Source organism: Allobosea vaviloviae (genome assembly GCF_001298265.1).
In the GTDB taxonomy this organism is placed as follows: domain Bacteria; phylum Pseudomonadota; class Alphaproteobacteria; order Rhizobiales; family Beijerinckiaceae; genus Allobosea; species Allobosea vaviloviae_B.
In genome coordinates, this window is the sequence record NZ_LGSZ01000059.1 from 1 (window position 1) to 13,553 (window position 13,553).

12 protein-coding genes and 2 pseudogenes are annotated in these 13,553 nt (G+C 65.6%); 7 read left to right on the forward strand and 7 right to left on the reverse strand.

Annotation, left to right across the window (positions count from 1 at the left end; translation table 11 throughout):
- Positions 1 to 550 precede the first annotated feature (550 nt).
- From AE618_RS28590 to AE618_RS21980, 5 genes and pseudogenes are all read right to left on the reverse strand, one after another.
- Entirely contained in the window at positions 551 to 871 is a 321-nt protein-coding gene (locus AE618_RS28590) for a hypothetical protein (protein ID WP_054211217.1), read from the reverse strand.
- Positions 856 to 1,476, reverse strand: a pseudogene (locus AE618_RS28595) (NAD(P)-dependent oxidoreductase). The gene AE618_RS28590 and the pseudogene AE618_RS28595 overlap by 16 nt, the downstream one beginning before the upstream one ends.
- Before the next feature lie 4 nt (positions 1,477 to 1,480).
- The gene (locus AE618_RS21970) at positions 1,481 to 2,263 is read right to left on the reverse strand and encodes an NAD(P)H-dependent oxidoreductase (RefSeq protein WP_054211219.1); all 783 of its coding nucleotides are present in this window, start codon (positions 2,261 to 2,263) and stop codon (positions 1,481 to 1,483) included.
- A gap of 242 nt (positions 2,264 to 2,505) precedes the next feature.
- Entirely contained in the window at positions 2,506 to 2,925 is a 420-nt protein-coding gene (locus AE618_RS21975; protein WP_054211220.1) for an ester cyclase, read from the reverse strand.
- 313 nt (positions 2,926 to 3,238) lie between these two features.
- Positions 3,239 to 4,246, reverse strand: coding sequence for a zinc-dependent alcohol dehydrogenase family protein (locus AE618_RS21980; protein ID WP_054211221.1), 1,008 nt, complete (start codon positions 4,244 to 4,246; stop codon positions 3,239 to 3,241).
- 84 nt (positions 4,247 to 4,330) lie between these two features.
- Here AE618_RS21980 and AE618_RS21985 point away from each other — a divergent pair, with 84 nt between their 5' ends.
- Positions 4,331 to 5,260, forward strand: coding sequence for a LysR family transcriptional regulator (locus AE618_RS21985; protein ID WP_248310979.1), 930 nt, complete (start codon positions 4,331 to 4,333; stop codon positions 5,258 to 5,260).
- Between the two features lie 89 nt (positions 5,261 to 5,349).
- Here AE618_RS21985 and AE618_RS21990 read toward each other — a convergent pair whose 3' ends face one another.
- Entirely contained in the window at positions 5,350 to 5,928 is a 579-nt protein-coding gene (locus AE618_RS21990; protein WP_054211223.1) for a TetR/AcrR family transcriptional regulator, read from the reverse strand.
- Between the two features lie 120 nt (positions 5,929 to 6,048).
- Here AE618_RS21990 and AE618_RS21995 point away from each other — a divergent pair, with 120 nt between their 5' ends.
- From AE618_RS21995 to AE618_RS22015, 6 genes and pseudogenes are all read left to right on the forward strand, one after another.
- On the forward strand, positions 6,049 to 6,699 hold the full coding sequence (locus tag AE618_RS21995) for a peroxiredoxin-like family protein (RefSeq protein WP_054211224.1): 651 nt from the start codon (positions 6,049 to 6,051) through the stop codon (positions 6,697 to 6,699).
- Positions 6,700 to 6,701: 2 nt separating this feature from the next.
- A pseudogene (locus AE618_RS28910) lies at positions 6,702 to 7,082 on the forward strand (EamA family transporter); the annotation flags it as partial.
- A 73-nt stretch (positions 7,083 to 7,155) separates the two neighbouring features.
- A complete protein-coding gene (locus AE618_RS28915) occupies positions 7,156 to 7,653 on the forward strand; it encodes a DMT family transporter (protein ID WP_248310980.1) in 498 nt (165 codons plus the stop codon).
- Positions 7,650 to 8,354 carry a glutathione S-transferase family protein gene (locus AE618_RS22005; RefSeq protein WP_054211225.1) on the forward strand — a complete coding sequence of 235 codons (705 nt, stop codon included), beginning with the start codon at positions 7,650 to 7,652 and terminating at the stop codon, positions 8,352 to 8,354. The genes AE618_RS28915 and AE618_RS22005 overlap by 4 nt, the downstream gene beginning before the upstream one ends.
- Before the next feature lie 20 nt (positions 8,355 to 8,374).
- Positions 8,375 to 9,247, forward strand: coding sequence for a glutathione-dependent disulfide-bond oxidoreductase (gene yghU, locus AE618_RS22010; RefSeq protein WP_054211226.1), 873 nt, complete (start codon positions 8,375 to 8,377; stop codon positions 9,245 to 9,247).
- 95 nt (positions 9,248 to 9,342) lie between these two features.
- Positions 9,343 to 9,963, forward strand: a complete 621-nt coding sequence (locus AE618_RS22015) for a glutathione S-transferase family protein (protein WP_054211227.1) — start codon at positions 9,343 to 9,345, stop codon at positions 9,961 to 9,963.
- Between the two features lie 154 nt (positions 9,964 to 10,117).
- On the opposite strand, the gene AE618_RS22020 is transcribed toward AE618_RS22015, so the two are convergent.
- The gene (locus AE618_RS22020) at positions 10,118 to 13,510 is read right to left on the reverse strand and encodes an autotransporter domain-containing protein (RefSeq protein ID WP_197280857.1); all 3,393 of its coding nucleotides are present in this window, start codon (positions 13,508 to 13,510) and stop codon (positions 10,118 to 10,120) included.
- Between the last annotated feature and the right edge of the window lie 43 nt (positions 13,511 to 13,553).

Genomic DNA, 13,553 nt, shown 5'->3' on the forward strand with positions numbered 1-13,553 from the left:
CCCCAGCCTCGTGCTCCTTCAGCACCGCAATGATCTGCTCTTCCGTGAATCTTGCTCGCTTCATCAGTCCGTCCTCATCAGGGCCGGACTCTAACTCCGCGTGGAGGAAAAACTCAGTGGCAGGTCAATAGCGGTCGAACTACAGCCCGATATTTTGCGTGTTACACCTCGCGCCGGGGGTAGCAGTGTTATCGTTGCGAGCGGCGTTTCACAAAAGAAGGCAATTGATCTGGCGCATGAAAATGACGCCGCATTGATCATCATGAGAAGCAGAGATCTGGCCGCTAGCGCAACGGATCACCCAACCAGTCTCCTGCCAGATACATCTCTTTGGCCTGATTATGTACTTCCGGAATAGAACGCGTTGGCGGCCTAGTGGATTGATTGGAAATATCCGGCTTGGTTCGCGCCGGATGTCTGCTCCCTGGACAGCGGTCAACGGGAAAGTTTGGCCCATAGCTGCCATTGCGAACTTCTGCTCTCAGGCAGTCCATCTGGTCGCTCCCGGGCTTTGCGATCCCGACCATTAGGATGGGAATGACCTAATCCGCTACGATCCCACCCGTTCCGGAGCGACTGGGCAATCAGCGAGGCTTTGAAAAAAGGCCCGGCGGCATATACCGGATCGCTGGCTAATCGCCGCCCAGTCCTGTTCACCACCGCCGGCGGCGATGATCGCGTCCATGCGGGAGGCGATCAGCTCAGTCAGCAGCAAATCCGCGTCGCCTGCCGCCGCGAGCGCCAATCCCACGTCCTTGCGGCCCAGCCGCATCGGAAACCCAGCCGGCTCGAACTGCTGCTCCGCGATGATCGGGCCGTAGCTCCCGATCAGCCGATTGCCATAGCTTACGTCTATCAGCAGCGCAGCCATCCGATCCGCGGCGATGCCGTGGGCGGCGACGATGCGGAACTGTTACGTCGAAGCATCTGCATGATGGCCGGGATGCCGGCGTTGAGCGCGACCTTCACCGCCGCGGCCATCACCGGGCGGTCGCCGACCCGTTGCGTCCCCGCCCCGATCGCGTCGAACAAGGGCTGTGCGACATCCAGATCCTCCGCCGCGCCCGCCGCGATCACCGACAGCTTGCCGGCCGCCGCCACGTCCGGGCGGCCCAGCACCTGCGCCGACACGAAACGCTGTCCCGCCGCGGCGTGCGCCGCCGCCAGTCTGGCGGTGAGGTCCACGCTGACCGTGCTGCACGAGATATGGAGCAGGTCGGGACCTGCCGCGAGCAGCCCGCCGTCTCCGAACACGACCGCCTCGACGGCCGCGTCGTCGGCCAGCATCGTCATGACGGTGCCAGCCCGGGCGGCCAAGGCGAGATCGGCGGCAACCTTCGCACCCCGAGCGGCGAACGGCTCCGCCTTGGCCCGGTCCCGGTTCCAGACGGGGACCTAGTGACCGGCCGCCACGAGATTGTCGGCCATGCCCGAGCCCATCTGCCCAAGCCCGATAAATGCTACATCCATTTCCATGTCCTTATGCGTCGACCAGATCGGCAAGGTGCGCGGCGAGGCCGGTCTGGCCCGGCGCAACGTGGTCGGCCATGGTGTGGCGATCGGGGAAGTCGCCTCCGTTTTGCGAACGGAAGGGGATCGGCTTGTCGGTGAATAGCCCGGCAAGACGCACACGCCATGCTGCCTTGATCGCCTCCACTTCCTCCACCGTAGAAACGTGACCCGCGCCATAGACCGCGTGCGTCGGGAGCACGTCCATGCCGGGGTAGAACAGCGCGCCATGAGTCAGCGGGAACAACAGCTGCTCTATCGGCCCGTTGATACCCCGCGGGCCATAATCGGCCACTGGGCCGCCTGCCTGCACGTTGACCAGCGCTCGCTTGCCCTTGAGTATGCCGTCGCCAAAGCGAAATTCGTTGGAGCCATTATGATAGCCGTAGGCAAAACCGAAGGCATAGACTCGCTCTATCCAGCCCTTCAAGATCGCGGGCACGCCGAACCACCACAGCGGGAATTGCAAGACCACAGCATCGGCTTCGAGCAGCTTCTGCTGCTCGGCGATCACGTCGGGCGTCTGATGCCCGCTTGCGTAAGCATGGCCTGACTCCGTGATGAACGACAGCCGTTCAGGGTTGTTGCGCATCGGAAAGTCATCGGCGTCGTACACCGCCTTCCACTTCATGCCGTAGAGATCCGAATAGGTCACGGTGTGTCCCGCTGCCGACAACGTGTCAGCAGTCACATCGACCAACTGCCGTGTCAGCGAATTGGGTTCGGGGTGCGCGTAAACAACGAGAATTTTCATGATGATTTCTTCTTGATCGTTGGGGGCTGCTAGAATCCGACGAGATATTGCCGAAATGGCCGCCGGATTCCTGGAACCGGAAGTCATCCGCGATTTCGGCCTTCGAACATCTCGTTGGAGATGCAGCCATTTAACGGCTGCCTTAGGCGCGGGGCGGAACCGCTCGATTTGGCCGGAGTCGACAGTTTCATTTCAGCCGGTGCGAGCGCGAAACCTGCCATTTGGTGGATCTGCCGCTGCGATCAACTGGGCGCGGGCACGGCCCCGATCTGCTGCATCAACCCGAGGAGATCGGGCTGACCACGCTCGCCGACGATCTTCCCGTTGGCCATGACATAGAAGTTCATGGTTTGGACCGTAATCTGCCTTCTGGTCGCCGGTACACCGAAAAAGACGCCTTCGTGTGTGCCACGCATCGTATACCTCGCGGCGATCTTCTCACCCTCGACGACCAACTCCTCAAGCGTCCATTGGACGTCCGGGAAGCCGCCGCGCATCACGTTGATGGCTGCGAGCCATCCCGGCGGGCCTATGAGCGGGTCGCTTTGAAAAGGAACGTAAAACTCCGCATTCGGCGCGATGAGTTCCTCACCGAGCATTTCGTCGGCAGTGTTGATGAACTGCACAAAACGCCGCATGAAAGTGTTGCCTGGATCAGACATTATGTTCTCCTGAATGGTAAGGGTGATGGCTATCGAGCGCGGTTAAGCGTGGGTTGCCCGAGCTGGACTAGGCGATTGGAATAGGTTGGCGGCGTTCGTCCGGAAGGTCGCACCGATCCCAGCCTTCCGCTTGAGGGTTCGTACGCCGCCTTCCACTTCATGCCGTAGCGGCCGGGATGAATTGCGGTTCTTCCCGCCGCCGACAACGCCTCAGCGGTCACATCGACCAACCGCCGCGTCAGCGAAGTGGGTTCGGGGCGCGCGTAAACAACGAGAATTCTCATGATGATCTCTTCTTGATAGTTGGGGGTAGTCAGTATTCGACGACAATCTTGCCGAAATGGCCGCCAGATTCCTGGAGCCGGAAGGCGTCCGCGAGTTCGGCCAGCGGAAAGGAGCGGTCGATCACCGGGTGGCCGTGGACGGCGTCGATACCGCGGATCAGGTCCAATTGGTGCCGGCGACTGCCGACGATCAGGCCCTGGAGCCGTTGCTGCCGCGCCATGAGGATGGCTGTCGGCACGTCGCCCGCCATCCCGGTCAGCACGCCGATCAAAGAGATGTGGCCGCCGACGCGCGCGGCCTTGATCGACTGCGCCAGTGTGCCTGGGCCACCGACCTCCACGACATGGTCCACGCCCGCGCCGCCCGTCAGGTCCCGCACCCGGTCGCCCCAGTTCTCGTCCTGGCGGTAGTTGATGACGTGCGCTGCGCCCATCGCGCGAAGCCGCTCCAGCTTCTGGTCGGAGGAGGAGGTCGCGATCACCGTGGCTCCCATGGCCCGCGCGATCTGCAGCGCGAAGATCGACACTCCGCCCGTGCCGAGGACAAGCACGCTGTCGCCGACCTTGAGGCCGCCATTGACCACCAAGGCCCGCCAGGCTGTCACACCGGCCGTAGTCAGGGTCGCGGCGGCGGCGTGGCTCCAGCCTGCCGGCGCGCGCGTGAAGGACGTGGCGGGCGCCACCACGACTTCCCGGGCGAAGCCGTCGATCCCGTCGCCCGGCGTGGTGGCGAAGCCGGCGAGAGTGGCCTCGCCGTCCAGCCAGGTTGGGAAAAACGTGGATACGACATGGTCGCCGGGCTTGAACTCCGTGACTTCGGAGCCGACTGCCTCCACCACCCCGGCGCCATCCGCCATGGGGATGCGTCTATCGACGGCCGGCAGCCGCCCTGTCACCACACCCAGATCATGGAAGTTCAGGGAGGTGGCATGCACACGCACGCGGATGGCGTCCGGTCCGGGTTCGCCGGGGTCAGGGAGGTCCACCAGCGTCAGGCCGTCGAGCCCTCGGTGCGGACGAGTCTGGATAGCTTTCATAGGCGAACCGGTATCCGTGCCGTCGATTGAAGCGCCGCAGGATTTTGCCCGCGCCGCGCCTAAATAGTGCGGCCACCGTGGGTATTGAAATCGAACGTTTTTCGTGCCGTTATCGACACGATGGATACCAGGAACATCGATCTCGGACTTCTCGTGACGCTTGAGGCCCTGCTGGCGGAGCGCAACGTCACGCACGCTGCGCGCCGGCTGAATCTCAGCCAGCCTGCTTTATCGGCACGGCTGGCACGGCTCCGCGAAGCGCTGGACGATCCGCTCCTAATCCCGGGCCGGCGCGGAATGATTCTGACCCAACGGGCACTAGAGATGATGCAGCCGCTGCACGAGGCACTGGAGGGTGTTCGTCGCGTTGTCGAGCAAGGAGCGCCGATCAATCCGGAGACCCTGCGTGCGACCGTGGCGGTCGCGGCGAGCGACTATGTCCAGTATGCGCTGCTGACACGCTACTCGGTCGCCTTGCGGGCCGAGGCGCCGATGATTCGCATCGCCTGGCGGGCGTTAGACGTGATGGCACTCTCGACGCAGTTGGAGCGTGGCGAGGTGGACCTGGCCTTGGCAACGCCCGAACACGCGCCGGCGGCGATGCGCCAGCGCCGACTGTTCGAGGAGGAGTATGTGGTCGTCGCGCGACAGGGGCATCCAGCCGTGCGGGGTGTCCTTGATCTGGACTTGTTCTGCGCGCTGGACCACGTCGTGGTTTCACCTCAGGGCGGCGGCTTTGCCGGGCCTACAGATGCGGCGCTCGAGGCGATCGGCCGCCGTCGTACCGTCGCCTTGTCCACTTCGGGCTTCCTGATCGTGCCAGAGATCGTGTCGCGATCCGATATGATCGCGCTGATCCCACGCCGGATCGCAGACGGTTGGTCAGACCGGGTGCAGGTGCTGGAACCGCCGCTCCACATACCCGGATTTGTCATCGCCAGTATCTGGCACGACCGGACCACTAGCCACCCAGCACAAAGCTGGCTGCGTGACAGGCTTGCTGCATTGGCATGAGGGTAGCCACCCTTCCGTCTTGGCCACCAGCGTCCACGAGGTGAGCAAGACCGCCCGCGCGTTCATGCTTATGGACGGCCGAGATCTGCCTAATCGAGTACGGTCATTGCGATGTCGACGACACCCTCGAGCAGGGCTCTTTCCGGCCGCACCCGTGCCAGCACGCGGACACCCATCAGCACACCAAGAAAGTGCTGTGCGAGATTCTCGGCCGAGCGAGAGGGCGTGATCGAGCCGCTGGCCTGGCCTTTTTTGATACAGGACCGGAAGAAGCCTTCGATCCGGCGAAGCTCGTCCGCAACCGCAGCCCGTAAGCCCGCATCTTCAGGTGCCACGTCGAGTGCGGCATTCACCAGCATGCAACCCTTGCACTCCTCGTCCTTGAGCGATCGGGCCAGGATCTCGCGAAAGAAAGCCTCGATCGCCGAGCGCGGTTCCATGGCCTCGCAGCGCCGGATCCGCTCGCCGATACTACCCGCGACATAATGATCGAGCGCGCGACGATACAGGGAATCCTTGTCGCCGAAGGCATTGTAGAGGCTTGCGCCGGTAAGGCCCGTACCTGAAATCAGGTCGCGGATCGACGTCGCCTCGTAGCCGCGTTTCCAGAAACACTGGACAGCCGCATCAAGCACAACCGCTTCATCAAATTCCCTAGGCCTTCCCATGATGCTCCTTCGTCAGCTGAGTGGAAATGGCCAAACGGATGAACGTGTCTTGCATTTTAGATCAAACGAACTAAAACTCAAAGGCCCAAGCGCCGACCTGGCGGGAGGTTGTCGGGTACCATGGCTCTTGAGCAGGATTTGACGGCCTTCCAGGCCGAGTTCGCGCGAACGGCGCCGGAAGGTCGTGTCGCGTTATATGAGGCGAAGATCGAGGAATTGCGGGCCGCCTTCGCACAAGAGCAGGCGATCGGTGTAGGCGACGAGGCGCCGAGCTTCGCGCTTCCTGGTGTCGATGGGCGCCAGATCATGCTCGAAGATCTGCTCCGTCAGGGGCCGGTCGTGCTCACCTTCTATCGCGGTGGCTGGTGTCCGTACTGCAATCTCCAGCTTCGCGCTTATCAGGCAGCCCTCTCGGAAATCACCGCGTTAGGTGCCCGACTTGTCGCCGTCTCCCCCCAGCTTCCGGACAACTCGCTCGACACCGCAGGGAAAAACGGATTGATCTTCGACGTCCTCAGTGACGTCGGGAACGGGGTGGCCCGGAGCTTTGGCCTGGTCTATGCGCTGCCGCCCGAATTGCGCGAGGCGCTGCGTTCAAACGGCAAGGCTCTGTCGCGCATCAATGGCGACGACAGCTGGGAGCTTCCGGTCCCCGCGACCTATGTCATCGGCACGGATCGGCGCGTCCTGCTCGCCTCGCTCCACATCGACTACAGGAGGCGCCTCGAGCCCGATGCAATTCTCGGGGCGCTGCAAACGGCGCGGTCCTGACCATGTCCGGAGTCCGGACGACTGCGGCGGAGCGAAGGGGGGCGGCCTTGCCGCGGCTGAGTGGCCGAGCGCTTGGCCTTGTCTGGGCGGCGCTAACGGTCTCCATTTTTTCCGGCTGGTTCGTCATTACGCGCTTCAGCGTGACGCGGGAGCTGGGCATCTGGGACATCACGGCGCTTCGCTTCGGGATCGGCGCTCTGCTTCTGGCTCCTGTTCTCGTCCGAAACCGCGCAAGGCTGCCTCGCGCGGCCTGGGGCATGGGCTTGGCGTTCGCTATGCTCTGGGGCGTGCCATTCGTGCTGCTCGTGGCGCTTGGTCTCAGCCTCACCTCCGCCGCCCAGGCTGCCTCGATCGCCCCGACGCTGATGCCGCTCTTCGCCGGCCTCTTCGCGGGCCTTCCTCGGCGAAGCGCAGGGTCGGTGGCGCTGGAGCGGATACGCCGCGATCCTCGTCGGATTGTCGCTGCTTCTGCTGGCGGGCGCCGCTGCCGGCGGGCCGCCGAGCGCCGCCGGCATCGGCGCGCTCGCGGCCGCCGCGGCGATGTGGGCGGTGTACACGCTGCTCTTCCGCCGCAGCGGTCTCGCGCCGATCGAGTCGGCGGCGCTGATTTGCTTCTGGTCGGCCGTGCTCTTCCTGCCGGTCTACGGGCTCGGGGGCTTGAGCCGGCTCGGACGTGCCGGCGCGGGCGAAGTCGCCCTGCAGGCCTTCTACCAGGGCGTGCTGATGAGCGGGGTCGCAATCTTCACCTTCAACCGCGCGGTCTCGCTGCTCGGGTTCTCGGCCGCCACCGCGATGATCGCGCTCATCCCAGCGATCGCTACGCTCCTCGCCATACCCATCCTCGGGGAGCACCCATCGCCGACCGAGGGCGTGGCGGTCGCTATTATCGTGTTGGGGGTCCTGCTCGCAACCCGCCGCCCCAATCCGTCTAACACAGAAGAGGTAACCCGATGATCCGCTTCTATTTCCACCCAACGCCCAACCCGGCCAAGGTGGCTCTGCTCTTGGAGGAGACCGGTCTCCCTTACGAGACGATTCCCGTGGATACCAGCAAGGGGGAGCAGCACCTGCCCAGCTTCCGCGCCATCAACCCGAACGGCAAGGTGCCGGCGATCGTCGATACGGACGGGCCAGGGGGCCGGGAGGCGCGCGTCTTCGATTCCACCGCGATCCTGCTCTATCTCGCCGAGAAGACCGGACAGTTCCTCGGCGCTTCCGAAGACCGGCCGCAGCTGCTCTCCTGGCTTCTGTTCATAGCCTCGGGCCTCGGCCCCTTTTCGGGGCAAGCGGTGCATTTCCAGTTCGCGGCGCCGGACGGCCTCGACTATGCCCTGAACCGGTATCGCCGCGAGGCCGAGCGTCACTATCAGGTGCTGGACGATCATCTGGCGGGGCGCAGCTACATCGTCGGTGAGACCTATACGATCGCTGACATCTCGGCCTGGGGCTGGCTCGATCGCGCTTCCCGGGTGCTCAAGGAAGCCAATGACCCGCTCGCGCCGTTCCCCAATCTCAAGCGCCTCTTTGAGACCGTTGATGCGCGGCCAGCGGTCGCGCGGGCTCGCGCCGTTGGGCAGGACCATGCCTTCAAGCAGGTCCGCGACGAAGAGGCGAAGCGTGCGCTCTTCCCCTCGAATTACCCACCTGTGTCCTGAGCAAGCCTGGAGATCATCGCATGAGCGACAATACGGACTACGTCCCACCCAAGGTCTGGACCTGGGACAAGGCCAGCGGCGGGCGCTTCGCCAATATCAACCGGCCCATCGCCGGCCCGACCCATGAGAAAGACCTGCCCGTCGGCAAGCATCCCCTCCAGCTCTATTCGCTGGGAACCCCGAACGGGATCAAGGTCACGGTGATGCTGGAGGAATTGCTGGCTGCCGGCCACGAGGGCGCCGAGTACGATGCCTGGCTGATCAAGATCAGCGACGGCGACCAGTTCGGCTCCGGCTTCGTCGAGGTCAATCCGAACTCGAAGATTCCCGCGCTCATGGACCGCAGTGGGCCTACCGCAATCCGCATCTTCGAATCCGGCGCTATCCTGGTGCATCTCGCCGAGAAATTTGGCGCTTTCCTGCCGCAGGAACAGCCGGCGCGGGCGGAGACCCTGTCCTGGCTGTTCTGGCAGATGGGCTCGGCGCCGTTTCTTGGCGGCGGCTTCGGCCACTTCTACGCCTATGCGCCGACCAAGCTCGAATACCCGATCAACCGTTACGCCATGGAGGTAAAGCGCCAGCTCGACGTGCTCGACCGGCGCCTCGCCGACAACGAGTTCATCGCGGGCGACGTCTACACCATCGCCGACATGGCGATCTGGCCCTGGTATGGCGGCCTCGTCATGGGCTGGCAGTACGGCGCCGCCGAGTTCCTTGCCGTCCAGGACTACAAGAACGTGGTTCGCTGGGCCGTGCAGCTTCTCGCGCGCCCGGCAGTCAAGCGCGGCCGCATGGTCAACCGCGTCGTCGGCGATCCTTCAGAGCAGCTCCACGAACGCCACGGTGCCGGCGACTTCGAGACCCGGACACAGGCCAAGCTTGTAGGAGCATAGCCTTCAGCCGCGGCGAGATAGACACCGGCGGCAACGCAGCCGCCGGTGGTGCCGGCAAGCTCACAATCAATAGAGAATCACAAGAGGACCACCCGATGCTGAAGATTCTGGGCCGCCTGAGCTCTGTGAATGTCCAGAAGGTGGTGTGGGCCGCCGGCGAAACGGGTCAGCCGTTCGAGCGGATCGATATTGGCGGCCCGTTCGGCGGCAACCGCGAGCCGGCCTATCTGGCGAAGAACCCCAACGGTCAGGTGCCGGTTCTGGAGGATGGCGACATCCATATCTGGGAATCGAACGCGATCGTTCGCTACATCGCGGCGCGCTACGGCTGCGATACGATCTGGGAAGAGGACCCGGCGCGGCGCAGCGAGGGCGATCGCTGGATGGACTGGGCCCTAGGCGAACTGCAAAGGGTGATAGTGCCGGCATTTTGGGGCCTGATGCGCGAGCCGGCTACGGCTGATCCCGCTGCTATCGCCGCCTCGATTTCGACGACCGAGCGCTGCCTGGACATACTCGAGGCGCATCTCGCAAAAGGCCGGAACTATGTCGGCGGCGATCGTTTCGGCATGGCCGAGATCGTGCTCGGCCCTAGTGTGCATCGCTGGCTGAACATGCCGGTCGAGCGCGCGCAGCGACCCAGCCTCCAGCGATGGTACGAAATCATCTCCGTGCGCGATGCGGCGAAAGCCGCTCTTCCATTTCCGATTGGTTAGACAACAGGCCACGAATTTGGTGGGCGCCAGCTGCCGCCGATGGCTTCGGGCGCCCGCATCGATGTTCTCGCGACGGCCAACCTTGCTCGTATCGCAATGTCTGCTTGTTGGCAGACATTGAAAGTCTGGTGGTGGCGCAGTGCTGTTTCAGCGCTCAGAAGTTGACTCTCAATTGGGCTGTGCCGCCGAAACGACGTGTATTTGCAGCGAACTCAGAATCGACTCGCATGCCCATGCTCACGCTGGTGCTGAGCTTGATGTCAGCCCCTGCCGAGAAGAGGGCTGTATTGCGGCCCGGCCTCGCACCCGTGGCGCTGAAGCTGGCGCCGGCAAGCCCGTTGATTGAGGCGGTGAGCTCCGCGTCGCGATGATGATAGGCTGCCCAGGCGGCGCGGACGAAGCCTGTCACGGGCGTGGCGCCGGCCATCATACTGCCATCGAGCTGCACGCCGAGCTCGCTCCTGCTGGTGGTGTCGGAGCGCCGCGCCAGCGTCAGCATGCCGGCACCCGCGCCCGTCCCATCGCGCTCGATGGCAGCAGGGCTGCTCGCCCGGACCAGCTGGAAGGCGGCCAGCGGCGAGAGCGTGACGCCGCTCCGGCTCATCACCGGCAGGCTCGCCTCGATCCGGCCGCTCCTGGCCTGCGTTGCGTAGGAGGCGGTAACACCGGTGCGGCCGAGCGTGGGGATCGCGCGATGGGTCTCGGTGTCGAGCCTGCCATAGCCGAGCGCGGCGGCGAGATTGACCGCGCCGAGCGTGGTGCGTCCATAAAGCCCGGCCTGGAGGACATCGGCCTTCGCCTTGCCAAGCCCGCCCGACAGCGAGGCCTGCGACTGACCGCCGGCGACAGCAAGACCCGCGACCGTGTTGGAGCCGAGCCTGACATCGGCTCCGACTGCAATGTGAGCGTCGGAAAGGTTGCGGCTCGCCGAGCCCGCGACCGCGTCGCCGTCGGTGCGCCCGGTCGAACCGAATGTCGCGCCCCAGAGCGAGAAGCGCGCCGGGTCGAAGCGCGCCCGCCCCGGCCCGTCCTGCCGCGATGGCAGGTCCGCTGGGAGGCCGGCCGCACCGCCGGGGCCGCCTGCGGCGCCCGCGAGCCTGCCGGCGCCCGATCCGTCGAGCATGGTGTGGAGGAACTGCCCCGCGGCGCTGTTGGCCATGGCGGGGGGGGGGGTGTGGGCCGCGCCCGGGGGCTGGGTCACGGCGGGGGGGGGGGGGGCCGCCGGCAGGTTGTAGATCGCAAACAGCGCCGGCGGGTTGGCGCCCCCCGCCACGGCCCGGTCGATGCCGCGCGCCACCGCATAGGCATTGCTCGATTGGCCGGAGCCAGCGATCGGCGCCAGCGGCCTCGGCGTCAGGGTCAACTGCACGTCGGTCGCAGTATAGGCGATGCCGGTGGTGACGCCGTCGCCGAAGGAGCCGGTCGTATCGACGGAGCCGAAGGAACCGTTGCGCCCGCCCTGGGCCGACAGCAGCGTGTAGGGTGTACTGAACAGATAAGCGCCGCCGAGCGGGACGATCCGCAGCGTGCCGGCGAGCGCGGCCGTCCCGGTCACGTTGATCCGGTCGGAGACCGCACCCTGCACCTCGGCGACATAGACCGAGCCCGCGCCGAGCGTCAGATTGCCGTTGACGGTGAGCGTGCCCGGTGAGTTGCCGGGCGAGAGCGTGCCGTTGACCGTCAGCGAGGGCAACTGCCCGGAGCCGCCGATGGTCGCGCCCGCCGCGACCGTCAGCCCCGACGAGGCCGTGATGGCGCCGTTGACCACCAACGTCCCGCCGTTGACTGTGGTCGCGCCGGTGTAGCTGTTGGTCCCGGTCAGCGTCGTCGCGCCGGCTTGCGTCGTCACGGAAGCCGAGCCGCCAAGGCCGTCGATCGTCCCGCCCGAGGAGGTCACCGCACCGGTCAGCGCGCCATTCGTCAGCGTGCCGCCGGCGAGCGCGACCGAGGCGATCGCCTGGCTGAAGCCGCCGAGATCGAGCGTGCCGCCGGTACTGACGGTCGTGGCGCTGGCATTGCTGAAGCGGTTGGCTGCGCCGCCGCGCAGCGTGCCGGCCGAGACGGTGGTCGTGCCGCCATAGCTGTTGGCGCCCAGCAGCGTGGTGACGCCGGCCCCGGACTGCGCCAGCGAACCGGCTCCCGAGATCACGCCCGAGAAACTCATCGCATCCGAGCGGCCGATCTCGAGCGCGCCGTTGTTGACGATGCCTTTGTTCACGCTGGCGTCGCCGCCGTCCCCGAAGGCCAGCGTCGCTCCGGCGTTGACCGTGGTCGAAGCCAGGGCATTGATGAGCCGGCCGAGACCGCCCGTATCGCGCGTCGTGCCGCCGGCGAAGACGAGCGTGCGTGCCGGATTGACCACCGAGACCGTCGTCGCCTGGAACTCCACGGTTCCGGAGACGCCGGCCTGGCCGAATTCGAGCCGGCCCGATTGATCGGTGTTGAAGTTGGTGAGTTGCAGCCGCGCGGTCTGGCCGGCGCCAGCACCGATCACCACGGGGCCGCTGCCCTGGACGGTGATCGAGCGGCCAGACAGCGTTCCCGAGGTGATCAGGCGGCGCGTAAAGCCACCGAAATTCCCGAAGCTGATGTCGCCCGAGCCGAGCGACTCCGCGCCGGCGACGAGCGTCCCGAAACGGATAGTGGTGCCGCCGGTGTAGAGATTGCGGCCCGTCAGGGTCAGCGTTCCCGTTCCGAGATAGGACAGGCTGAGCGCATCGGCACCGACCGTGCCGATCCGGCCGCTGAACGTTCCGCCCCCGAAAACATCGAGCCGGGCGCTCGATGTGCTACGAATGTCACCTGCGCCCTGCAGGGCCCTGACTTGGGTGAAGCCGTTGAGCTCAAGCGCTGCGCCGGTGGCGATCGTGAGGTCGCTATTGGCATTCACCGCCGAATTTGGGCCGCTCGCTCTCACGATGCCGCCAAGGATTTCGGTGGGGCCGGCTGAACTGTTCAGAGCACTCCCGGCTGCCCGGAAATCGATCGTGCCCGTGCTTCCGGCCGCGCCCAGCCGCAGGCTAGAGCCGGCGGCGTTGCGGTAGGTGCCGGGCGCGAAGGTCAGCGTCGTGCCATCGCCCGCCACGATGGTCGAGGTCGTGCCCGCCGCCGCGCCGAGGTCGTTGGAGAGGGTCAGGCTGGCGCTGTTCGACAGCGTGCCGCCATTGAGCGTGATCGCACCCGTGCCGAGCACGCCGGCCTGCGTCGCGACAAGCGTCCCGGCCGAGATCGTCGTGCCGCCGGTATAGCTGTTGGCGCCGTTGGAGATGGTCAGCGTGCCGGCGCCGATTTTCTCCAGGCCGCTGCCGGCGACCGACTCGGTGATCGCGCCCGATTGCGTCGCCGCGCCGGTCGGCACGGAGAAGGTGCGCCGCGTCGCCGCGTCATTGAGGTCGATGCCGGCGGCATTGTCGTCGCCATTGGCATAGACCTGCTGAGCCATCGCCTCGCCGCCGGTCACGGCCAGCGCGATCAGCGAAACACTGCCGAAAAGCGCGGCGCGGGCCTTGGCCGTCTGGCGCATGCCGCGCCCCGAAACCTGTCTCATAGCCATTTCGAGGCGGTCCCCACCGTCAACCCTGCGGGCGAGC

Bases quoted from the DNA above. Each gene is read 5' to 3' on its own strand.
- AE618_RS28590 (WP_054211217.1), bottom strand. From the start codon at position 871: ATGGCTGCGCTGCTGATAGACGTAAGCTATGGCAATCGGCTGATCGGG.
- AE618_RS21970 (WP_054211219.1), bottom strand. From the start codon at position 2,263: ATGAAAATTCTCGTTGTTTACGCGCACCCCGAACCCAATTCGCTGACA.
- AE618_RS21975 (WP_054211220.1), bottom strand. From the start codon at position 2,925: ATGTCTGATCCAGGCAACACTTTCATGCGGCGTTTTGTGCAGTTCATC.
- AE618_RS21980 (WP_054211221.1), bottom strand. From the start codon at position 4,246: ATGAAAGCTATCCAGACTCGTCCGCACCGAGGGCTCGACGGCCTGACG.
- AE618_RS21990 (WP_054211223.1), bottom strand. From the start codon at position 5,928: ATGGGAAGGCCTAGGGAATTTGATGAAGCGGTTGTGCTTGATGCGGCT.
- AE618_RS21995 (WP_054211224.1), top strand. From the start codon at position 6,049: ATGGCTCTTGAGCAGGATTTGACGGCCTTCCAGGCCGAGTTCGCGCGA.
- AE618_RS22005 (WP_054211225.1), top strand. From the start codon at position 7,650: ATGATCCGCTTCTATTTCCACCCAACGCCCAACCCGGCCAAGGTGGCT.
- yghU (WP_054211226.1), top strand. From the start codon at position 8,375: ATGAGCGACAATACGGACTACGTCCCACCCAAGGTCTGGACCTGGGAC.
- AE618_RS22015 (WP_054211227.1), top strand. From the start codon at position 9,343: ATGCTGAAGATTCTGGGCCGCCTGAGCTCTGTGAATGTCCAGAAGGTG.
- AE618_RS22020 (WP_197280857.1), bottom strand. From the start codon at position 13,510: ATGAGACAGGTTTCGGGGCGCGGCATGCGCCAGACGGCCAAGGCCCGC.